Genomic DNA, 21,752 nt, shown 5'->3' with positions numbered 1-21,752 from the left:
CCGTCGCGCCGACGTTGAGTTCAGTCATGGCACTTCAGGGAGAATACGCACCGAGCACATCCGACTGGGCCCGCAAACAGGCCGAGACTATTGAGAAATCCGGTGGCACCACTGGAACCTCACTCAACGGAATGTCGGTGATTGTGCTGACCAGCCTCGGCGCGAAGTCTGGCAAACTGCGGAAGAGTCCATTGATGCGCGTCGAGCACGAGGGCGAGTACCTGGCTGTCGCCTCGCTTGGTGGCGCTCCGAAGAATCCGCAGTGGTATCACAACGTCGTTGCACATCCCGAGGTGGACGTGCGCGACGGCGAGCAGGTTGGCAGCTATATCGCACGTGAGATCTCCGGCGACGAACGCGATATCTGGTGGGAGCGGGCAGTCGCGGCATTCCCGAATTACGCCGACTACGCAACCAAGACCAGCAGGGTGATCCCGCTGTTCGTGCTGACGCCGACTGACTAGATCCAGCCTCACGAGGATAACGGTCGGGCCGCCTACAACTCCTCAACGACGCCCAACTCTCCGACGACGCGTCTGATCGTCGCTGCCAGCGCGGTGAAAGTGTCTGCGCGGCGCGATGATTCGCGATAGACGAGACCTATTTCGCGGCCAGGTCGTGGTTTCGCGAAGGTCGCCGTGCTCAGGCCACCGCCCGACGTCTCCGCTGCCACGGCAGTCGACGGGATCAGGGTAACCCCGAGCCCTCCCTCGACACATTGGACGGCCGTAGCCAGCGACGCAGCTCTCGTCTGACCTATCTCCGGCCGGAATCCGGCCAGCCGACACACTTCGAGTGCCTGGTCGCGCAGACAGTGCCCTTCATCGAGCAACAGCAGCGGCAGGTCGATCAACGACTGCGGATCTACCCGCTTGCGTCCGGAGAGCGGGTGTCCGACGGGCAGCGCCAGCACGAAATCCTCGCGATACAGCGGAATTTCGACAGTGCCGCGCGATTCGGTCGGTAGGGCAAGTAGTGCTGCGTCCAGTGTCCCCTCCCGCAATTGATCGAGTAGTCGAGCTGTTTGGTCTTCGACGACGCGCAGTCCCAGATCGGGCAACTCGCCCGCGATTCCACGCAGGACAGCCGGCAGCACATACGGAGCCACGGTGGGAATCAACCCAAGTCGCACCGCGCCCGCCAACGGATCATCGGCGCCTCGGGCAGCGACCATGAACGCGTCGATCGCGTCGACCGCGACCGTCGCTTGACCGAGAAGCGCCTCGCCATCGGGCGTCAAGAAGACACGCCGGGTTGACCGCTCGATGAGTTGAGTGCCCAACCCTGCTTCCAGCGCGGCGAGCGCCTGGGACAGCGACGGCTGACTGACTCCCAACTCCGTTGCCGCAGAACCGAAATGGCGCTTTCGGGCGACGGCGATGAAGGCTCGGAGACCGGCCGGCGAGGGCTGATAACTTTGATCAGTCATACCTATCAGTGTAGTGCTTATCATCACGTTTCGTTTTCGTTGCGGTTCGGGCACGATGGAGTGGTAAATCCCCTAGTCGAAACGTATTGAGCTTAGGAGCGCACCCACAATGGCATTGCTGACCATCGGCGATCAATTCCCCGCATACAACCTCACCGCAGTAATCGGCGGAGATCTGTCGCAGGTCAACGCCCAGCAGCCCGACGACTACTTCACCCAGGTCGCCAACGACGATCATGAGGGCAAATGGCGGATCATCTTCTTCTGGCCCAAGGATTTCACCTTCGTCTGCCCCACCGAGATTGCCGCTTTCGGCAAGCTCAATGACGAGTTCGCCGATCGTGACGCCCAGGTACTCGGCGCGTCGGTCGACAACGAGTTCGTCCACTTCCAGTGGCGCGCACAGCACGAAGACCTCAAAACCCTCCCGTTCCCGATTCTTAGCGACCTCAAGCGTGAACTCGCGTCTGCCGCAGGAGTTCTCAACGCCGATGGGGTTGCCGATCGGGCAACGTTCATCGTCGATCCGAATAACGAGATTCAGTTCGTCTCGGTGACCGCCGGCTCCGTTGGCCGCAACGTCGACGAGGTGCTGCGCGTCCTCGACGCGCTGCAGTCCGACGAGCTGTGCGCATGCAACTGGCGCAAGGGTGATCCGACCATCAACGCCGGCGAATTGCTAACCGCCAGCGTCTGATTCACCCCAGCGACCGAAGGAAGTACAGATGAGCATCGACAATCTCAAGGACGCACTCCCCGAGTACGCCAAGGACCTGAAGCTGAATCTCGGTTCGATCAGCCGCACCACCGCACTGAACGAAGATCAATTGTGGGGCACCCTGCTCGCGTCGGCGGCAGCCACGCGCAATCCCCGCGTGCTGAGCGAGATCTCCGACGAGGCAGCCGACACGCTCTCGGCGGAGACCTACAACGCGGCACTGGGCGCTGCGTCGATCATGGGTATGAACAATGTGTTCTATCGCGGTCGCGGGTTCCTCGACGGCAAGTATGACGACCTGCGTCCCGGGCTGCGGATGAATATCATCGGCAACCCGGGAGTCGACAAGGCATTGTTCGAGTTGTGGTCGTTCGCGGTGTCCTCGATCAACGGCTGCGGCCACTGCGTCGCGGCACACGAGAACACGCTCCGCGAGGCGGGCGTCGATCGGGAGGCCATCTTCGAGTCGCTGAAGGTCGCTTCGATCGTCGCGGGTGTCGCACAGGCGATCACGACCACCGAGGTGCTGGCAAAGGCGTAGAAAGTCGTACCGTAAACGCTGCGCATTCGATCGTCCCCAACACCAGTTCGGTGCTGGGGACGATCTCTTTCGTGGAGTTTCGGTCGTCTGCCTGGATGACCGATCCAGCCCCTACTGTGATTCACCATTTAGAATCTAGACATGACGGCAGTGATCATCTGTGCGCTACTGGCTATGTGCATCGCGTTCGCCATCGCCGCGATCGTCGGCGCGCGCCGGTCGGCGGCCCTAGAGTCGCTGGCCACCGAACACGGGTTCAGCTATATCGGCGATGACTCGAGATATGCGAAGCGATTTTCGGGTCGACCATTCCGTACCTGGGGCGGCAAGGTCCACGATCTGGTCTCGGGTCAGTACCGTGGCCGCGACTTCGCCGTATTCGACTACCACTACACGACGTCGAGCGGCTCGGGCGACAACTCCACGAAGCACCACCACCACTTCACGGTGTGGGCCATCGAATTGGCGTGCTCGGTCCCACGACTCGAAGTCGGCAGCGAAGGAATATTCGGCGGCAAAGTCGCCGAATTCTTCGGCGCTGAGCGCATCCGCAGCGGCGATGCCACCTTCGACAACAGATTCAAAGTCTCTGCGGATGACGCCAAATTCGCCCACGCTGTCCTGTCGCCCGATCTGGTTGCACATATGAACGCGAACGTCGGGCAACTCACCTGGCGATTCGACGGTGACGTCATGATCAGCTTCGAAAAGGGTCGCTTCACGGCGGACTCTGGAATGGTCAACCGGCTGGATGTCATGTGCGACATTCTCGACACAATCGGTGACGAGACGTGGCCGTCGAGGCGACACTCCCGCTAGCCACAAACCCCGCGGAACAAGTCATCCCCGACACCCTTTTGGTGTCGGGGATGACTTGTTTCGCAAGGTTTGGGCGAGAAGGTGTCAGCCCAGCGCGTCGGAGAAGCGATGCGCCAGTTCGCCGACCTGGTCGGTGGTCATCACGAATGTCGGCGAAACCTGAAGTGCGCCTTGTCCTGCGGCTCGTGTAACAACACCGTGGGCACGTAGTCGCAGCACAGTAGTCGGCGCGGTCGCCGGATCGGCCAACTGAACTGCCGCTACCGCACCCAGTCCAACGCGAACTTCGCTGACAGCGTCGAGTTCGGCCAGCGGCGCGAACGCGGTCGCTAAGTCACCCTCAAGTCGTGACGCCTCGGCGAGCAAACCCTCGCGCTCGATGATGTCGAGGTTGGCCATAGCGGCGGCAGCGGCCCCGGCGTGCCCACCGTAGGTATAGCCGTGACGGAACCACACCCCACCGCCGTGGAACGGCTCCGCGATCCGCGGCGCGATGAAGACGGCACCCATCGGAACATAACCCGACGTCAGCCCTTTGGCAGTGGTGATCATGTCCGGTTCCAGACCGAATCGTGTACTAGCGAACCAAGACTCGCCGCCGATACGACCGAACCCGGTGACAACTTCGTCGGCGATGAACAGCACGTTGTTGTCGCGGCAAATGGCCCGCACTTCTTCGAGGTAGCCCTCCGGCGGCAGATAGACACCGCCCGCACCGATGATCGGCTCACAGAAGAACGCTGCGACGCGGTCAGCGCCTACTCGCTCGATCAGTCCGAGCAAACTCTTGGCGTCGTTCCAGTCGACTGTCTCGGTGTCGGGCAGGAACTCTCCATAGCCGTCGTGGTTGGCGGGAATACCGGCAAGCGATGTACCGCCGATATGCATACCGTGGTACGCCTTGGAGCGCCCGACCATGATCGTCTTCTCCGGCTTACCCACCTCGCGCCAGTAACGTCGAGCGAGTTTTGCCGCGGTCTCCACCGAATCGCTGCCGCCCGAGGTGAAGAATATCTTGGAACCTGGCACCGGAGCGATCTCGGCGAGCCGGTTCGCCAAGTCGACGGTGACGTCGGCAGTCATATCGCCGAAACCCGAGTAGTGGGCTAGTTTGCCGAGTTGCGCGGCCACCGCGTCGCCGACCTCGCTACGACCGTGGCCGATATTGGTGAACCACAACCCTGCTGTCGCATCGAGATATTGGTTACCTTCAGCGTCGAATACGTAGGCTCCCTCGCCTCGCGCGATCACAAACGGACCCGCGGCGTTGACCGCCCCCATGTCAGCAAAACCGTGCCACAGCGCATTAGTCATGGCCTACATCATGCCGGTAGCGGTGCTATCCGTCGCAATCAGCCCCGAGCGCAATGTTGCCAACGGGCTGTCCGCAGTGGGTTTCGCAGGCCGTATCCTTGAAGGGCTATGCCACCATCGGAAACCGTAGACGACGACGCCGCTATCTCCACACCTGATATCAAGGCATATCGTAAGGCGCTCGATGCGCTCACCATCGTTGATGCTCACCAGCTCGGCCGTCGTTTGGACACATTCAGCGGTCGGGGCCGTCGCGACAAATCCGCCACCCGCAAGCGCGCGAAACCTCCTACCTGGGAATCACTATCCGTCGACCTCACCAAGGCGCAATCGCGGGTTGCACGCCGCGTAGCGTCGGTTCCGACGATCACCTACCCCGATGGTCTACCGGTCAGCGCGGCCCGCGACCAGATCAGCACTGCTATTGCCGAACACCAGGTGGTGGTGATCGCCGGCGAGACCGGATCTGGCAAAACCACCCAGCTGCCAAAGATCTGCCTTGAACTCGGACGCGGAATCCGCGGTTCCATCGGCCACACCCAACCCCGCCGCATCGCGGCCAGTTCAGTCGCCACGCGGATAGCCGACGAGACGAATACCGAACTGGGTGAGGCCATCGGATATTCGGTTCGCTTCGCCGACAAGACCAGCGCTGACACGCTGGTCAAAGTCATGACCGACGGTATTTTGCTGCGCGAGATCGCCAATGATCCGATGCTGCGCGCCTACGACACGTTGATCATCGATGAGGCTCATGAACGCAGCCTCAACATTGACTTCATCCTCGGTTTCCTCAAACGCCTGCTCCCCCGCCGCCCCGATCTCAAGGTGATCATCACCTCGGCAACCATCGAACCTGACCGTTTCGCAAGGCATTTCGCAGTCGACGGAGCCGACGATGCCGTCCCGATCCTCGAAGTATCCGGACGCGCCTATCCGGTCGACATTCGGTATCGGCCGTGGGGAGAGGTTGGGGCGAGCGCAGCCACGGGAATTGGTGGCAGTGATGCTGCCCGACGCCGGGAGCGCGCTGATTTCAACCTAGTCGACACCGACAACGACCACGCCGACCTCGATCAGATCGGGGCGATTGACGCGGCCATCGGCGAGTTGTGGTCGGCACGCGGCGGAGGTCGCGGCGACATCCTCATCTTTCTGCCGACCGAACGCGACATCCGCGATACCGCCGACGCCCTGAAACATCGCGCCAGTAAGGGTGCCGAGATCGTTCCGCTCTTCGCTCGCTTGTCCAATGCCGAACAGCGCCGGGTCTTCACGCCTTCCGACGGTCGCCGAATCGTGTTGGCTACCAACGTGGCTGAGACATCGCTGACAGTTCCCGGTATCCGCTACGTCATCGACACCGGAACCGCCCGTGTCGCAAGGTATTCCACCCGAACCAAGGTCAATCGTCTTCCCATTGAATCGGTTTCGCAAGCAAGTGCACGGCAACGTGCCGGCCGTTGCGGTCGGGTGGCGCCAGGTATCTGCATCCGTCTCTACAGCGAGGACGACTTTGACAACCGGCCGGAATTCACCGATCCGGAAATCCTGCGTACCAATCTGGCCGGCGTCATATTGTCGATGCTGTCATTGCGCCTCGGCGATATCGCCGACTTCCCTTTCGTCCAAGCGCCCGGCGAACGCGCCATCCGCGACGGTGTTGCGGTACTACATGAGTTGGGCGCGATCGAATCGCCCTCGGCCACTTCGGGTCCGCCGCGCCTGACCAGGGTCGGACGCGAACTCGCAACATTGCCGGTCGATCCGCGGCTGGGACGGATGCTCGCCGAAGGACATCACCTCGGCTGTCTCGATCACATTCTTGTCATCGCTGCAGCGCTGTCATTGCCGGACGTTCGCGAACGGCCAGCTGAACATCGTCAGGCAGCCGATGAATCGCATAAACGCTTCGATGTTCCAGGATCAGATTTCCTCGCCTATTTGGAACTCTGGGACTATCTCAACGAACAACGAGACACTTTGTCGAGCAGCAAGTTTCGACGAACCTGCGAGCGAGAGTTTCTGCATTGGGTGCGCATCCGCGAATGGCGTGACCTGCATCGGCAACTGACCTCTATCGTCGCCGACCTCAAATGGTCGATCCAACCGACCCAGCGCGATGCCGATGCCATCCACCGCTCGATCTTGTCGGGACTGCTGTCGAATATCGCGGCCCGCAACGGCGACACTCGCGAATACACCGGAGCCCGCAACACCACGCTGATGATCTTCCCCGGCTCATCGCTATCGAAGAAGTCGCCGCCATTCCTGATGGCCGCCGAAATGCTCGAGACCTCACGGCTATTCGCGCACACCGTCGCGCGGGTGGATCCGCTATGGGCAGAGAAGCTCGCCGGCAATCTGGTCAAACGTGTCTACAGCGAACCTCATTGGTCGTCCAAGCGCGGATCGACGATGGCCCATGAACGGGTCACCCTGTACGGCGTTCCGCTGGTCGCTTCCCGTCGCGTCACCTATACGTCCATCGATCCGGAGCTGTGTCGGGAGATGTTCATTCGGCACGCGCTCGTCGAAGGAGACTGGCGAACCGAGCACAAGTTCTTGGCACATAACCGTGCTCTGCTCGACGACGCCGCCGCCATTGAACATCGCGCCCGACGGGCCGACATCACTATCACCGACGATCAACTCTACGAGTTCTACGACAAGCGGATACCCGCCGACGTGACGTCGGCGCGGCATTTCGATACGTGGTGGCGCTCGGCACGACGCGCGGATGAGACCCTGCTCGATCTCACCGAAGCCGACGTCGTCGACAGTGCTGATGCACCGGTGTCCCCTACTGATTTCCCCGGCGCCTGGGCTCAGGGCACGTTACGACTCGACCTTGCCTACAAATTCGCACCGGGAGATCCCGATGATGGTGTGAGCGTGGTGATTCCGGCGGCGCTCCTCGATCATGTTCGGCCCGCGGGCTTCGACTGGTCAGTGCCAGGCATGCGCGCGGAACTGGCAACCGAGTTGGTGAAGTCACTGCCGAAGTCTCTGCGGAAGTCGATGGCCCCGGCATCTCGCTTCGCCGACGCCGCGTTGGCCAGACTCAAGCCGCGGTCGGAGCCATTGACCAAAGGCCTTGCCAGAGAATTGTCCGCGATGACCGGGTTATCCATCGCTGCAAGTGATTTCGATATCGAAGCGGTCCCCGCACACCTGCGCGTCAATTTCCGCGTCATCGGCGCTGACGGCGCTACGGTGTCGTCTGGCAAGTCTCTACCCGCCCTCCAGTCACGCGGCGGCTCACCAGCCAAGCGCACGGCGGCCATCTTCACCACGTGGACGGCGGACAGTATCGGCACCATCCCCTTTGAAAAGACCGAGACCGTTGCGGGACAACAGGTAACGCGCTATCCAACCCTGAAGGTAGTCGATGGCGGCGTCACCCGCACACTCGCGACGTCGTCGGCACAGGCTAGCCGGATGTTGCATACCGCTGTCTGCGCATTGCTCGCAGCGTCGCTCCCCGCCCTGCCGGTGCGAATCACGCGTACCCTCGACCCCGCCGGAACGCTCGCGCTCAGCCAAAGCCCCTATGCGACAAGCGAGTTGATGCTCGCGGAGTGCACCACCCGTGCCGTGCTCGAATGTGTGACTACTGCCATGACGGCCAATATTCGCACCGCCGAACAGTTTGACGTGTTGCGCAAAGACGTCGCCGGCCCGGTTGCGGAGAAGGCCCTATCGGTTTTCGATGCCGTGGTCGATACGTTGCGCGAAGTAGCGCCGGTGCGAGCGGAGATTGACGCGAATGCCGGCTCACTCGCCGCAGACGACGTCGCTGACCAAATGCATAATCTGATCTATCCGGGTTTCGTCGCATCAACGGCGTTGCCCCATCTGAAAGAGATGCCGCGGTATCTTCGGGGTGCGCGCACTCGATTGGAGCAACTGTCGCTCGCACCCGATCGGGATAACGCTGGTATCGCGATCATCGACCGTGTAGTTGAGGGGTGGAATCAGCGCCTCGCCCAACTCCCACCGGGTCGACGAGATGCTTTCAACGAATCGGCGACGTGGCTCGTCGAGGAGCTAAGGGTTGGCACCTTTTCCCAGCGCTTGGGAACGGCATATCCGGTGTCGGAGAAGCGGATTCGACGCGCCTTCGAGGAATTTAGGTGAGCTGCGAGTCAGTCTCGCCAGCTGCTTCACGGCGTTGGCCTACATGCTCACGCAGCTCATCGATCTCCTGCTGGAAATCGGCCAGCGACTCGAACGACCGGTAGACCGAAGCGAACCGCAGGTATGCGACTTCATCCAGATCCCGCAGTGGCCCCAGAATGGCCAGCCCAACCTCGTTGCTCGGAATCTCAGCCGATCCCGACGCACGGACAGCCTCTTCCACTTGCTGGGCGAGTAGCGCAAGGTCGTCCTCGGCCACGTCGCGGCCCTGGCATGCGCGCCGTACACCGCGCATAACCTTCTCTCGACTGAACGGCTCTGTGACTCCGTTGCGTTTGACGACGGCGAGGACCGCGCTCTCTACGGTGGTGAAGCGCCGACCGCATGCGGCGCAAGAGCGCCTCCGGCGAATCGCCTGTCCTTCATCGGCAACCCTGGAGTCGACGACCTTGGTGTCATCGTGTTTGCAGAAGGGACAGCGCATACCTAGAAGAGTAACCGCCATCATTTTCACGGGTTTCAGTAGACAGGGGTCACCAAAGCCTGACCCACACGAACACCCGACGACTCGAGGTGATTGAGTTCCACAATCTTGTTGATGACCGCCTGCGTGGGCAACTCTGGTGCGACGCGCGCAGCGACGGCGCTGAGCGATTCGCCGGCGCGCACATGGACCACCGAAGTCGAGGTCGGCGCGGGCGCTACTGACGCCTCGTAATTGCCGCCGACAACCGCGAAGAACCACACCAGCCCGGCCAGTGCAGCGCCGACGAGGACACTCGCCGCGCCGCGCCGTCGACGATAAACCGCCATCTGCCGAGCCTCGCGGGCGCGCATGCCGTCAGTTCCCGAGCAGCGTGTGCCGGTTGGCCATGAGATGTCGGGCCGACGGTTGAGCGGGCGGGTGGTCGAACCCGGCGTGCGGCGGGGCGCAGGCCTCGTCGGCGCTGCGAGACCGGCGCGCGGGGCGATACGCGGAGCGAGTGCTGCGGTCATGGTGTCCTCCTGGTGTACGAACCTGTGTTCGATGAACTTATGTTCGATTTCTAGCACGACCCACCGACAATGTCTCGCGACACGTCGAACAAATGTTTGAAAGTCCAGCTCGTCTCGTCTACTTTTGAGTGCAGACCGCCTTGGCGAGCCACCCGAAAAGCACCATCGAAGAAGGGAAACCAGCTGATGACCGAGCAGGGACCGTCGGACGATTCCGCGGCGAACGGCGCACTCGACGCAACTCTCGCCGAATCCGTCGAGGCGACGTTGACCACGCGTCAACGCGCGGTTCTGGAATACATCCGCAAGTCCGTTCGCATGCGCGGATACCCGCCGAGCATCCGCGAGATCGGCGACGCGGTCGGTCTTACCTCGACGTCATCAGTTGCCCATCAGCTGCGCACGCTTGAACGCAAGGGCCTGCTCCGCCGTGACCACAACCGACCGCGCGCGGTGAATATCCAGGACAGTGAGCCAGATCCGTCGGGCGATTCCCCCTTCGGCGGCGTTGCGACGATGCCGACACCTACCTTCGTCCCGGTACTCGGCCGGATCGCCGCCGGCGGACCGATTCTCGCCGAAGAAGCAGTCGAGGACGTGTTTCCACTTCCACGCGAACTCGTCGGCGACGGTTCGCTGTTTCTGCTGAAGGTCGTAGGCGAGTCGATGATCGACGCCGCGATCTGCGACGGCGACTGGGTAGTGGTTCGCCAGCAGAATGTCGCCGAGAACGGAGATATCGTCGCCGCGATGATCGATGGCGAGGCGACCGTGAAGACGTTTAAACGCAAACGCGGTCATGTCTGGCTGATGCCGCACAACGTTATGTTCGAACCGATCGCAGGCGACGACGCGACAATCTTGGGCAAAGTCGTCACAGTTCTGCGTCGCGTGTAGATACGAGGCGTCAGCTGAAGCCTGCGGGCACAACATCGGCGAGGGGCATACTCCCCCCTGGCTGCGGCCTATATGCGGACTTCAGCCGGCTGCGCACAGGCTGAAGTCTGCGGGGATTCGGTAAGTGGGGAGAATGACCCCTCGGAAGCCTCCAGCGCGCAGATTTCAACCTGGCTGAAACCTGCAGCGACGGTGCCATCGAGGGGCACGCTCCCTCGATGTCCGTCGGGCTCAGATTTCAGTCGATGGTTCGTACTTGACCGCACGTCGAGGCACGGTGGCTTGCCCGGCTGAGAACTGCTTGCCTGGCTGAGAACTGCATCGTCAGGTTGGTTGAGGGAAATACTCCCTGGGCAAAGTCCTGACTGCAGATTCGAGCCCGGCGGCAAGCAGACTGGAGTCTGTCCTCCCACACCCGCCGAGGGCGCGACTCCCCCGGCAGCCACCAAAACGCAGATTTGTTTGCGGCGCTCCCAGCCCGAAAATGCGTTTCCACCTTCATCGAGGGCAAATCTCCCCCTATCGCCGCCAGACCGCAGATTTCAGCTACGCCCTATAGTCCGCCGCATCCCAACCCCAGCAGCAACACGGCTGGACTCTGCAGCCGCCATCGTCTCCGAAGGAGATACTCCCCCGGCCGCGACCAAGGCGCAGCGTCCAGTCCGACGACAGCCCGTTACCCGCTCAGCGCCTGCGACGCCGCTGCCCTCGCCGCCGTCGGATCCGCCGTATTGAGCGCGCAGCGCGCCGCGTCTTCGCACGATGCCATCGTTACCTGACCCAGTCGGGCACCGACTGCCGCGGCGGCGACTGGCGCACTCGACAACGACGTGACGCCCATCCCGACAAGTACACAGGCGAGCAGCGGATCGGCCGCAGCCTCCCCACACACACCGACGGGCTTCCCAGCCGCACGACCGGCTGCGGCCACCATCGAGACCAACGACAGTACGGCTGGCTGCCAAGGATCGGTTAGCGCCGCCAATTCGGCCGACATCCGGTCCGCGGCCATCGTGTATTGAGTCAGATCATTGGTACCGATCGACACAAAATCCACTTCAGCCAGAATTGCGGGCGCGAGCAGCGCTGCCGCCGGCACTTCGATCATCACCCCGGCCGTCAGGCCCCGCCCGCGAGCGAGCGCCGCGAATTCCGCGGCCTCAGCGACCGTGGCAATCATCGGAGCCATCACCCAAACGTCGGCATCGCTCGCGGCGGCGGCCGATGCGATCGCGTCGAGTTGAGCTTCCCGCAGTTCCGGCTGGGCGCCGGCAATCCGGTTGCCGCGCACGCCCAACGCCGGATTCGCCTCCTCGGGACTGTTCACAAACTTCATCGGTTTGTCCGACCCGGCATCGAGTGTCCGGATGACCACCTTGAGGCCGCTGAACGCATCGAACACCCCGCGATAACTCGTCACCTGCTCAGCGATCGTCGGAGCCGCCGCACGATCCAAAAAGGCCAGCTCAGTACGGAACAGACCGATCCCGGCCACCGGCTTCGACGATGCTGCCCGCGCCGATGCACCGTCGGCGACGTTGGCCAGGACAGCGACGTCGATTCCGTCCGCGGTACGTCCCGGACCAGCCCAGGCGGCGACCAAATCCGCTTGTGCCTGCCAGTGCGTCGCTGCGGCCCGCGCCGCCGCCGGTTCAGGTTCGACGTCGACCGTCCCTGCGGTGCCATCGACCAGAACCGACGTTCCGGTGCCGATGGTGGCCAGATCGCCAACCGCGACGATGCACGGAATCCCGAGTTGTCGCGCGATGATCGCGGTGTGACTCGTCGGACCACCGAGACGGGTGACCAACGCGACTACCAATTGCGGATCCAGGCCAGCCGTATCGGCAGGGGCCAGATCGTCGGCAAAGAGGATCGACGGCGAATCAGGCACTGGCACACCCGGTTCGGGCGAACCTGTCAGTGCAGCCAGTACGCGGTCGCGTACGTCATTCAGGTCGGTGACCCGCTCGGCCATCAGGCCGCCGAGTTTGGTGAACAAGTCGGCGAACTGTTTAGTGGCGGCGACCGCCGCGTCGGCCGCCGGGCTACCGGCATTGATGAGCTTGCCCGCGGCGGAGAGCCAGCCACGATCTTCGGCGAGGCTGGCAGTAGCACTGAGTACCTCGGCGGCCACGCCCGTGCTGGCCGACGCTCGATCGCGCAGTTTCGCGGCGACGTCCGCTGCTGCGGCGGAGAACCGATCGACCTCGCGCACCCGATCGACGTCGGACAGTTCCACTGTCGACGCAACGAATTCCGGGCGCGGGCCCGGCCAGATCACCGGCCCATAGGCGATACCTGAAACGACCGGCGTTCCGGTCAACTGCTGGATGGCGTCCGACACGCGATTCACCTTTCATCGAGCTATATATGTGATCTAGATTACGAGAAATACTTGACTTGTCAACACATTCGGGGGTAAAACAAACGATATCAACACAAATCTTCCCTGATATCAACATATTGGACGAGAGGAGGCGACTCTATGTATGCCGCAGAACGACATGAGGCAATCGCCGGGGCCGTGCGCGAACACGGCAGGGTGTCAGTCCTCGACTTGGCAGCCCAGTTCGACGTCACCGGCGAGACGATTCGCCGGGATCTCGCCGCCCTCGAACGAACAGGTCATGTACATCGCGTACATGGCGGCGCAGTCGATCCCGGCCTGACTACCCTCGACGCGGGCGAACGGCCACTCACCCAGCGCATCACCGAACACAGCGAGGCCAAAATCGCGATCGGCATCGCCGCGCAGCAATTCTTGCCGACCGCGGGTGGATCGGTCTTCTTCGACGCCGGAACCACCACCTATCAGGCGGCGCGCGCACTCACCGACCCTCGCGAGCTGACTCTTGCGACAAACGCTCTGGGTATCGCCGCGACTCTGGCCAAGCTCCCCGCAGTGAACCTGCACCTCATCGGGGGGCGACTTCGCGGTCTCACGCAGGCCAGCGTCGGCGCCGACACCGTCGCCGCCATCGCCAAGCTTCGAATCTCCGTCGCCTTCGTCGGCACCAACGGACTGTCGGCCCGCCACGGCTGCTCCACTCCCGATCCCGACGAGGCGGCAGTCAAGTCGGCGATCGTCGCATGCGCGAATCGTGTTGTAGTGCTTGCTGATTCATCGAAGTTCAACAGCGACGAGCTCGTATCGTTCGCCCCCCTGTCCGAAGTTGACGTCATCGTGACCGATTCGGACGCCGATCCCGCGGATATCGCACGACTCACCGAACAAGGAATCGAGGTTGTCACCGCATGATTCTCACTGTCACTGCCAATCCCAGCGTTGATCGGACCGTTGAACTCGGCGAACCACTGACACACGGCACCGTTCAGCGCGCCAACGCCACACGGGTCGAAGCCGGCGGCAAGGGCGTCAATGTCGCGCGGGTCGTCGCCACCGCGAGCAGTGACACTATCGCGATCCTGCCAGCGAACCGCACCGATGCGCTCCTGGGACTGCTCGACGCCGTTGAGTTGCCTTACCGATACATCAACGTCGACGACCAGGTCCGCAGCAACATCACGATCGTCGACCCGGACGGCACCACCACAAAGATCAACGCCGCGGGCGCGGCTTTCGACCAGGCCACCGAGACTGCACTATCTCGTCTGATCGACGAACTCGCGCCAACGGCCGACTGGATCGCTCTATGTGGTTCGTTACCCCCGGGCCTCCCCGACGACTGGTACGCGCACATCGCCGAACGCCTGAGCGCGAAAGGAGCCAAAGTCGCCGTCGATACGTCAGGTGCCCCCCTGCGCGCGGTCGCCCGACCGGGTATCGCTCTGCTCAAACCCAACGCAGACGAACTCGCCGAACTCGTCGGCGGCGACGGCCCCACGATCGAATCTGCTGCCGCCACAGGAAATTTCACTCCTGCGGTGACGGCATCACAGAAGCTCGCAGCACGCACCGGCGGTGCCGTGCTCACCACTCTGGGAGCCGCTGGCGCCCTTCTCACGATCGGCCAACGTACCTGGTCAGCAACCGCGCCCTCGATCACTCCCCGTAGCACCGTCGGCGCCGGCGATGCATCGTTGGCGGGCTATCTGCTCGCTGAACTCGACGGGCAAACACCGCCGGACAGGTTACGTCGAGCGGTCGCGTACGGCTCGGCCGCTGCGGCACTGCCCGGCACTCAGCCACCATTTCCCACTCAACTCGACCTCGCCAACGTGCAGGTCACCGAGTTACAACCGTCCACCACCGTGTGATTCCCCATCCTCCTCCCGCTCACACAGAAGAGACTAGCCATGAGCACTGACATTCCGACCGGAGCCTCGGCACCGCAGATCATCACCTCCGAAGCCGTACTCCTCGACGTCGACGCCGGTGCTACCAACGGCGCCGTCATCAGCCGCCTCGCCGGCCTTCTAGGTGCTCAGGGCCGCACCACTGACGTCGACGAACTCGTCGCCGCCGCAATGGCACGGGAAGCTAAGTCGGCTACCGGCCTCCCCGGCGCAATCGCAATCCCGCACGCCCGTTCGGCATCGGTCACGACCGCCAGCCTGGCGATGGCGAGGCTATCGAACAAAGTAGATTTCGGTGGCCCCGACGGCGACGCGGACATCGTGTTCCTGATCGCTGCACCAGAAGGTGGCAGTGAGCATATGAAGTTGCTCAGTTCGTTGGCCCGAGCACTTGTTCGACCCGAGTTCGTCGCCGCGCTGCGTGAGGCTCCCGACGCAGCCAGTGTCGTCGAGCTCGTCAGTCAAGCCGTCACACCGAAGGCCAAAGCTAAACCATCACAACCGGCGGCACCGGCTGCAGTCTCGACATCAGCGCCCACCACAAGTGCGGCGCCCCGCCCGCGAATCGTCGCGATCACGGCCTGCCCTACCGGCATCGCGCATACCTACATGGCCGCCGACGCCCTCAAATACGCCGCCGAACGCGCCGACATCGACTTCACCGTTGAGACCCAGGGGTCGTCGGCGACCACGCCCATGACACCGCAGACCATCGCCGACGCCGACGCCGTCATCTTCGCCACCGACGTCGGCGTCAAGGGACGCGAGCGGTTCGCCGGTAAGCCGGTTATCGCATCCGGCGTCAAGCGGGCCATCAACCAACCCGACACAATGATCACCGAAGCCATTGCGGCAGCGAAGAATCCGAATGCGGCGACCGTCGGCGGCGACGCCGCCGATACAGCCGAATCGGCAGCGGCAACCGTCGGCTACGGCGGTCAACTCAAGCAGGCGCTGATGACCGGCGTCAGCTATATGATTCCGTTCGTCGCGGCGGGCGGTCTGCTCATCGCGCTGGGCTTCCTGCTGGCTGGCTACGAAATCGCCAACAAGACCCTCGACCAGACGCAAACCCTGTCCGACGGCGCGTTCATCGCCCTGCACAACAGCCTGTGGGATTTGCCGTCCGGGGGCATCATGACCTACCTCGGAGCGGTAGCCTTCGCCGTAGGATCGCTGGCAATGGGCATGCTGGTCCCGGTGCTGTCGGGATATATCGCCTTCGCCATCGCCGACCGTCCAGGAATCGCACCCGGTTTCGTCGCTGGCCTGGTATCGATCGCGGTCGGTGCCAGCTTCATCGGCGGTTTGATCGGTGGCCTGCTAGCTGGCGTCGTGGCACTCGGATTGTCTCGAATTCCGTTGCCGCAGTGGGCGCGTGGGCTACAGCCCGTCGTCATCATTCCGCTCTTCGCCTCGATGATCGTCGGCGGATTCATGTTCATGTTGCTCGGCAAACCGCTGGCCTGGGTAACCACGGCCATGACCGACGGCCTCAACTCGATGTCGGGCAGCTCCAAGATTGTCCTGGGCATCGTGCTTGGCCTGATGATGTGCTTCGACCTGGGCGGGCCAGTCAACAAGGCGGCCTACCTCTTTGCGACGACTGGCCTCGCGATCGGCGGCACCGCGCAGTTGGAGATCATGGCAGCCGTCATGGCTGCCGGCATGGTTCCGCCGCTGGCACTCGCACTCGCCACCGCTGTGCGCCCGTCGCTGTTCACTGAGCCCGAGCGGGCGAACGGCAAGGCCGCGTGGTTACTCGGCGCTTCGTTCATCTCGGAGGGAGCCATCCCGTTCGCTGCCGTCGACCCACTTCGGGTGATCCCGTCGATGATGATCGGCGGCGCAACTACCGGAGCCCTGATCATGGCCTTCGGCGTGGAACTGCGCGCACCGCATGGCGGTGTATTCGTCTTCTTCGCGATGAATAACGCCCTTGCTTTCCTTGCCGCCCTGGCAATCGGAATGGTCGTCGCCTGCACCGCGGTGGTCACTGCCAAACAACTCCGCGCGACGCGGCATCCGAACGAAGAAGCGCAACTGGAGGCAGCGATTTCCTGACCGCGCAAGAACTACACCCGATTTCACCAAAACACCAAAGGAGAACCCAATGCCATCGACAACCGTTACCGTCGGATCCGCCGTCGGCCTGCACGCCCGCCCAGCCAGCATCATCGCCGAGGCCGCCGCCGAAGCCGATGCCAATGTAACCCTCGCCGTCGACGGTGAGGATCCGGTAGATGCCGGCTCCGCGTTGCTCATCATGACTCTCGGCGCGGAGAAGGGCACGCAAGTAACCGTCACCGCCGACGATGACGCTGCCGTTGCGAAGATCGCCGAATTGGTAGCCGCGGATCTGGACGCCGAGTAATACTCGCTCGACTTGAACACTGTCGGCTGGGTCGCACCGTAGGCAGAATCCCCCTCCAAGTGGCCCAGCTGTCAGGTTTGAGCCTAGGCCCGACGCCGTCGGGCTACGGTGCGACGACCACCAATTCGCGTAGTTCCCCGGCCAACGCCGCGGGTACCCGAACCCTCATCCGGGTACCGCCCGAGTCGTGGTCGGCGGAGAAGACTTCGCCTTCCGCGTGAATCCTCGACACCAGGTCGCCACGCGAAAACGGCACGGACACAAACAGTTCCACGTCGTTTCGGCCCAGTGCCGACCGGACCCGGTCGAATAGCTCCGCAATACCGGCACCGGTCTTCGCGGAGACGAATACGGCGTCGGGCAGGGCCGCGCGCAGCTGCGTGATCTGCAGTTCGGTCATCGCGTCGACCTTGTTGACCACCAACAATTCCGGCGGCAATGAAGCACCCTCAGCCCCTGTGTTCGGCTGCGCCGACGACTCGCTGACAATCTCTTTGAGCACCTGCCGGACGGCGCTGATCTGCTCCAGCGGATACTCGTCGGCACCGTCGACGATGTGCAGCAGCAGGTCGGCTTCGGCAGCTTCCTCCAGTGTCGACCGGAATGCCTCGACCAGCTGCGTCGGCAGGTGGCGCACAAATCCGACGGTGTCGGTGAATACGACGATCCGTCCGTCGTCGAGTTTGGCTCGTCGCGTCGTCGGGTCGAGGGTGGCGAATAGCGCGTCCTGCACTAGCACGCCGGATCCGGTCATTGCGTTAACCAACGACGACTTTCCCGCGTTGGTGTATCCGACGACGGTCAGGGCTGGAACCGAATTACGTTGTCGTGCAGCACGTTTTACAACTCGCGCAGTCTTCATCAACCGAATCTCGCGGCGCATCTTGGCCATTCGTTCGCGGATACGACGCCGATCGGTTTCGATCTTTGTCTCACCGGGCCCGCGCAGACCAACGCCGCCGTTGCTTCCCGCTCGACCGCCGGCCTGCCGGGACATCGATTCACCCCAGCCGCGCAAGCGCGGCAACATGTATTCCATTTGTGCCAGCGATACTTGCGCCTTGCCTTCGCGCGAGGTGGCGTGCTGGGCGAAGATGTCGAGGATCAGCGCGGTCCGGTCGATCACCTTCACCTTCACGACCTTCTCCAGCGCGGTGAGCTGTGCGGGCGTCAATTCACCGTCGCAAATCACCGTGTCGGCTTCGGTTGCCAGCACAACCTCACGCAGTTCACCGGCCTTACCCGAACCGATGTAGGTCGCCGAGTCCGGCTTGGAGCGACGCTGAATCAGAGCGTCGAGCACTTGTGAACCGGCAGTCTCGGCGAGCGCCGCGAGTTCGGCCATCGCCGCATTGGCCTGCGCCTGTGTGCCGTGGGTCCATACTCCGACCAGCACGACTTTCTCCAGTCGTAGCTGCCGGTATTCGACCTCGGTGACGTCGGTGAGTTCAGTGGAGAGTCCGGCGACGCGTTGCAGCGAGGCGCGATCGTCGAGTTGTAGATCGCCGGTGGTCGGAACACTCGCGGAGCGAGTATCGACAATGGGTGTTGAGATGTCCGTGTCAGTCATATGCCATCCATGATGGCACGTTCACCGACTTCGGGGCATCTCAATATTCGCCCGGCCCAGCGCCGATGCTCGTCTACCCGCGTTCCCAACCGTCGATCAGGGTCCCCCGCGCGACCAGCCGCGACGGGCCGCGCAACGTTGCACCAGCGTCGGCGATATGCACCGTCACCTGGCCGCCCGGAACTGTCAGTCTTAGTTCGCCGGTCATCTGGCCGATCGAACGCAATGCGGCGGCACCGGCCGCGACCAGCCCGGTGCCGCAACTGCGGGTCTCGCCGACGCCGCGTTCGATGACCCGCATCGCCGCGCTGAATATCTCTCCCTCGGCGACCGGCGGAGTCAACACTTCGACGTTGGCGCCGTGCGGAAATACGACGGTGTCGATGTCGGCACCCCGACTGAAATCGAGTCCGGCGAGGTCGTCCACCGTCAAACCGTCGACGACCGCCGCGAGGTGTGGGTTACCAACGTCGACCACCACTCCGGTGTATTCGATCCCGTCGATCAGCGCCGACGACTGCTCGCCGACGCGCGCTGGTCCCATCTCGACGCTGACCTCGGCCTGCGAATCGTCGAACGAGTGGACTGTCACCACCCGCCCGCCCGCCCGGGAGCCCACGGTGAACACATCGAAATCGACCAGGCCTGCGGCGCGGCAGAAGTGCGCGAACACCCGCACCCCGTTGCCACACATCTCCGCGATCGATCCGTCCGCGTTTCGGTAATCCATGAACCAGTCTTCGGGTGCGACGTCGTCGGGGTGTGCGTCCAATACGCCGCGAGCCACCAGTTCACCGGCCCTGGCGACGCGCAGTAGGCCGTCAGCTCCGATCCCGCGCTGTCGGTCGCACAGTGCCGCGACCGCGTCCACCGTCAAGTCAACTGTCGCGGCCGGGTCGTAGAGCAGTACGAAGTCGTTCTGGGTGCCGTGCCCTTTAAAGAACTGGGAGACCGAACCCGCGTCGGGCAGCGTTAGAGTCACATCATTCAGGTTACCGGCCGCGAGTGCCGGTATCGCCGACGACGACGCGCAATGCCTGCTCCGCCAACTCGTCCGACGCACCGTCGAGCCAGGTGATGCGATGATCCCGGCGAAACCACGAGCGTTGTCGCCGCACATAACGCCGCGTGCCGATAAACGTGCGCTCGGCGGCTTCGGCCAGGTCGTACTCGCCGTCGAATGCCGCGAGCACCTGTGCGTATCCGATCGCCCGCCGCGCCGTCTGACCGTCGCGGAGACCCTGCCCTTCCAATAGGCGCACCTCGCTGACCAACCCGCCGTCGAACATCAGCTCGGTACGCAGCCGGATACGCTCATCGAGATGCTCGGTATCGCGATCAACCGCGACAATCTTTGTCCCCCAACGTGGTTCGCCGATAACCGGCGCTGACGCCGCGAACGGTTCGCCGGTAATCTCGACGACTTCCAGCGCCCGTACGATACGTCGCCCGTCCGTGTCGAGGATCGATGCCGCCGCGGCCGGATCGACCCGCGCCAACTCTTGGTGCAGTGCCGCAACGCCGAGTCGCTCGAGTTGTCCCTCATACTTGGCGCGGACCACCGGCTCAGTCGCGGGCAACTGCCAATCATCAAGCAAGGCTTGGATGTACATCATGGAGCCGCCGACGATAATGGGTGTCTTACCCGCATCGCGCAATGTGTCGATGTCGGCAACCGCACCGGCCAGATAGCCGGCGACCGTGGCGGTCTCGGTGACGTCGAGGACGTCGAGTTGATGATGTGGGATGCCGCGCCGCTGCTCGATGGGCAGTTTGGCGGTGCCGATATCCATCCCGCGGTACTGCTGCATCGCGTCGATATTCACGACTTCACCATCGAGTCGCTCAGCCAGGTCGAGCGCGAGTGCCGATTTGCCACTCGCCGTAGGTCCGACGACGGCAACCGGAATCGGTCCGCTCACGACAACGCCGTCCAGGTGGCCACCGTGTATCCGACACCGAGTGGCGAGCCGGTGTAAAGCAGCCGTGCCGCCATTGTGGTCCCCGACACCGCCGCACCGACCGCCTGCCATACCGCGCGGCCCCCGACGCCCCAGCGCGCACACTCTGTCGCCGACAAATCCGCCAGCGCGGCATAGTCGGCACTACCGAGCGCCGCATCGATTCGTGCCTGAAGTTCGTGCGCCTGCGGGGCATCACCACCTCCGGGAGCACGAGTACTCAACGATGTAGCGCCGTCGCCGACGACCATCAGCGCCGTCGGATCCCCCGTGTCGAACAACGCGGTCCGGAGCGACGCGCCGATGTCGGCTACCTGTTCGACAGTTGCATCCGCGTCGATCACAACCGTCGTGAGCGCGTTCAGGTCCGCTTGTTCGCGATACCACCCGGCCAGCAACATCGACGTCGGCCAGCCCGGATCCGCCGGGCCGGCAACGGCCTTAGCCGATAGCGTCACCACTCGATCCGCCCCGAACCCAAGGAAGGTCCCACTGCCATCGAATGCTGAATCCGACTGCGCTCCAACAGAATCACCACATACCAGCCAGCGCGGCCGATGCCCGTCGGCCATCGTATTCGTCGCTCGCAGGGCTTCGATAGCCGCCGCACGCACGTCGTCGACTTCACCGGCACCAGGCCCAGCGAGATCCGGCAGCAGCACCGGCGCACTTGGTACGAACACCACAGATTTCAACACGGGTACCAGGCTAACCGGCGACCAATGTCTCACCA

At 63.2% G+C, this 21,752-nt stretch carries 19 protein-coding genes; 10 read left to right on the top strand and 9 right to left on the bottom strand.

Annotated features, from left to right (window positions below; translation table 11 throughout):
• The first annotated feature begins 26 nt into the window (after nucleotides 1–26).
• A complete protein-coding gene (locus tag AAFP29_RS11985) occupies nucleotides 27–464 on the top strand; it encodes a nitroreductase family deazaflavin-dependent oxidoreductase (RefSeq protein WP_419217592.1) in 438 nt (145 codons plus the stop codon).
• 32 nt (nucleotides 465–496) lie between these two features.
• Here the strand turns inward: AAFP29_RS11985 and AAFP29_RS11980 are convergent, their stop codons facing one another.
• The gene (locus AAFP29_RS11980; protein WP_419217591.1) at nucleotides 497–1,429 is read right to left on the bottom strand and encodes a hydrogen peroxide-inducible genes activator; all 933 of its coding nucleotides are present in this window, start codon (nucleotides 1,427–1,429) and stop codon (nucleotides 497–499) included.
• Between the two features lie 109 nt (nucleotides 1,430–1,538).
• Here AAFP29_RS11980 and AAFP29_RS11975 point away from each other — a divergent pair, with 109 nt between their 5' ends.
• The 3 genes from AAFP29_RS11975 (at nucleotide 1,539) to AAFP29_RS11965 (ending at nucleotide 3,507) form a co-directional block, all read left to right on the top strand.
• On the top strand, nucleotides 1,539–2,126 hold the full coding sequence (locus AAFP29_RS11975; RefSeq protein WP_419217590.1) for a peroxiredoxin: 588 nt from the start codon (nucleotides 1,539–1,541) through the stop codon (nucleotides 2,124–2,126).
• 28 nt (nucleotides 2,127–2,154) lie between these two features.
• Entirely contained in the window at nucleotides 2,155–2,688 is a 534-nt protein-coding gene (locus AAFP29_RS11970; protein WP_419217589.1) for an alkyl hydroperoxide reductase, read from the top strand.
• A gap of 141 nt (nucleotides 2,689–2,829) precedes the next feature.
• Nucleotides 2,830–3,507 (top strand): DUF3137 domain-containing protein, encoded by a 678-nt coding sequence (locus AAFP29_RS11965; protein ID WP_419217588.1) that lies wholly within the window; start codon nucleotides 2,830–2,832, stop codon nucleotides 3,505–3,507.
• A gap of 84 nt (nucleotides 3,508–3,591) precedes the next feature.
• Here the strand turns inward: AAFP29_RS11965 and AAFP29_RS11960 are convergent, their stop codons facing one another.
• Complete coding sequence (locus AAFP29_RS11960) at nucleotides 3,592–4,821, bottom strand: aspartate aminotransferase family protein (protein WP_419217587.1); 1,230 nt, start codon at nucleotides 4,819–4,821, stop codon at nucleotides 3,592–3,594.
• 108 nt (nucleotides 4,822–4,929) lie between these two features.
• Between AAFP29_RS11960 and hrpA the strand changes: the two genes are divergently transcribed.
• The gene (gene hrpA, locus AAFP29_RS11955; RefSeq protein WP_419217586.1) at nucleotides 4,930–8,961 is read left to right on the top strand and encodes an ATP-dependent RNA helicase HrpA; all 4,032 of its coding nucleotides are present in this window, start codon (nucleotides 4,930–4,932) and stop codon (nucleotides 8,959–8,961) included.
• On the opposite strand, the gene nrdR is transcribed toward hrpA, so the two are convergent.
• Together nrdR and AAFP29_RS11945 are read right to left on the bottom strand one after the other, a co-directional pair.
• Nucleotides 8,954–9,445 carry a transcriptional regulator NrdR gene (gene nrdR, locus AAFP29_RS11950; protein WP_419217585.1) on the bottom strand — a complete coding sequence of 164 codons (492 nt, stop codon included), beginning with the start codon at nucleotides 9,443–9,445 and terminating at the stop codon, nucleotides 8,954–8,956. The genes hrpA and nrdR overlap by 8 nt on opposite strands.
• Before the next feature lie 35 nt (nucleotides 9,446–9,480).
• Nucleotides 9,481–9,957, bottom strand: coding sequence for a LysM peptidoglycan-binding domain-containing protein (locus AAFP29_RS11945; protein ID WP_419217584.1), 477 nt, complete (start codon nucleotides 9,955–9,957; stop codon nucleotides 9,481–9,483).
• A gap of 186 nt (nucleotides 9,958–10,143) precedes the next feature.
• Between AAFP29_RS11945 and lexA the strand changes: the two genes are divergently transcribed.
• Nucleotides 10,144–10,854, top strand: coding sequence for a transcriptional repressor LexA (gene lexA, locus AAFP29_RS11940; RefSeq protein WP_419217583.1), 711 nt, complete (start codon nucleotides 10,144–10,146; stop codon nucleotides 10,852–10,854).
• A 676-nt stretch (nucleotides 10,855–11,530) separates the two neighbouring features.
• Here lexA and ptsP read toward each other — a convergent pair.
• Entirely contained in the window at nucleotides 11,531–13,201 is a 1,671-nt protein-coding gene (gene ptsP / locus AAFP29_RS11935) for a phosphoenolpyruvate--protein phosphotransferase (protein WP_419217582.1), read from the bottom strand.
• A 141-nt stretch (nucleotides 13,202–13,342) separates the two neighbouring features.
• On the opposite strand from ptsP, the gene AAFP29_RS11930 reads away from it, so the two are divergent.
• Genes AAFP29_RS11930 through AAFP29_RS11915 form a run of 4 tightly spaced genes read left to right on the top strand, consistent with a single transcriptional unit; the run spans nucleotide 13,343 to nucleotide 17,488 of the window.
• The gene (locus AAFP29_RS11930) at nucleotides 13,343–14,116 is read left to right on the top strand and encodes a DeoR/GlpR family DNA-binding transcription regulator (protein WP_419217581.1); all 774 of its coding nucleotides are present in this window, start codon (nucleotides 13,343–13,345) and stop codon (nucleotides 14,114–14,116) included.
• Nucleotides 14,113–15,075, top strand: coding sequence for a 1-phosphofructokinase family hexose kinase (locus AAFP29_RS11925; RefSeq protein ID WP_419217580.1), 963 nt, complete (start codon nucleotides 14,113–14,115; stop codon nucleotides 15,073–15,075). Before AAFP29_RS11930 ends, AAFP29_RS11925 begins: the two co-directional genes overlap by 4 nt.
• Nucleotides 15,076–15,114: 39 nt before the next feature.
• A complete protein-coding gene (locus AAFP29_RS11920; protein ID WP_419217579.1) occupies nucleotides 15,115–17,178 on the top strand; it encodes a PTS fructose transporter subunit IIABC in 2,064 nt (687 codons plus the stop codon).
• 49 nt (nucleotides 17,179–17,227) lie between these two features.
• Nucleotides 17,228–17,488: an HPr family phosphocarrier protein gene (locus AAFP29_RS11915; protein WP_419217578.1), complete on the top strand. Its 261-nt coding sequence runs from the start codon at nucleotides 17,228–17,230 to the stop codon at nucleotides 17,486–17,488.
• 103 nt (nucleotides 17,489–17,591) lie between these two features.
• Here the strand turns inward: AAFP29_RS11915 and hflX are convergent, their stop codons facing one another.
• The 4 genes from hflX to AAFP29_RS11895 form a co-directional block, all read right to left on the bottom strand.
• Entirely contained in the window at nucleotides 17,592–19,058 is a 1,467-nt protein-coding gene (gene hflX / locus AAFP29_RS11910) for a GTPase HflX (protein WP_419217577.1), read from the bottom strand.
• Between the two features lie 73 nt (nucleotides 19,059–19,131).
• A complete protein-coding gene (gene dapF, locus AAFP29_RS11905; RefSeq protein WP_419217576.1) occupies nucleotides 19,132–20,040 on the bottom strand; it encodes a diaminopimelate epimerase in 909 nt (302 codons plus the stop codon).
• A 10-nt stretch (nucleotides 20,041–20,050) separates the two neighbouring features.
• Nucleotides 20,051–20,980, bottom strand: a complete 930-nt coding sequence (gene miaA / locus AAFP29_RS11900; protein ID WP_419217575.1) for a tRNA (adenosine(37)-N6)-dimethylallyltransferase MiaA — start codon at nucleotides 20,978–20,980, stop codon at nucleotides 20,051–20,053.
• Nucleotides 20,977–21,717, bottom strand: coding sequence for a hypothetical protein (locus tag AAFP29_RS11895; RefSeq protein ID WP_419217574.1), 741 nt, complete (start codon nucleotides 21,715–21,717; stop codon nucleotides 20,977–20,979). The genes miaA and AAFP29_RS11895 overlap by 4 nt, the downstream gene beginning before the upstream one ends.
• Nucleotides 21,718–21,752: the final 35 nt, after the last annotated feature.

This window comes from Gordonia sp. CPCC 205333, assembly GCF_048537885.1.
In the GTDB taxonomy this organism is placed as follows: Bacteria; Actinomycetota; Actinomycetes; order Mycobacteriales; family Mycobacteriaceae; genus Gordonia.
Note: the sequence above shows the minus strand (reverse complement) of the source record. Positions and strands in the feature narration are given on the sequence as shown.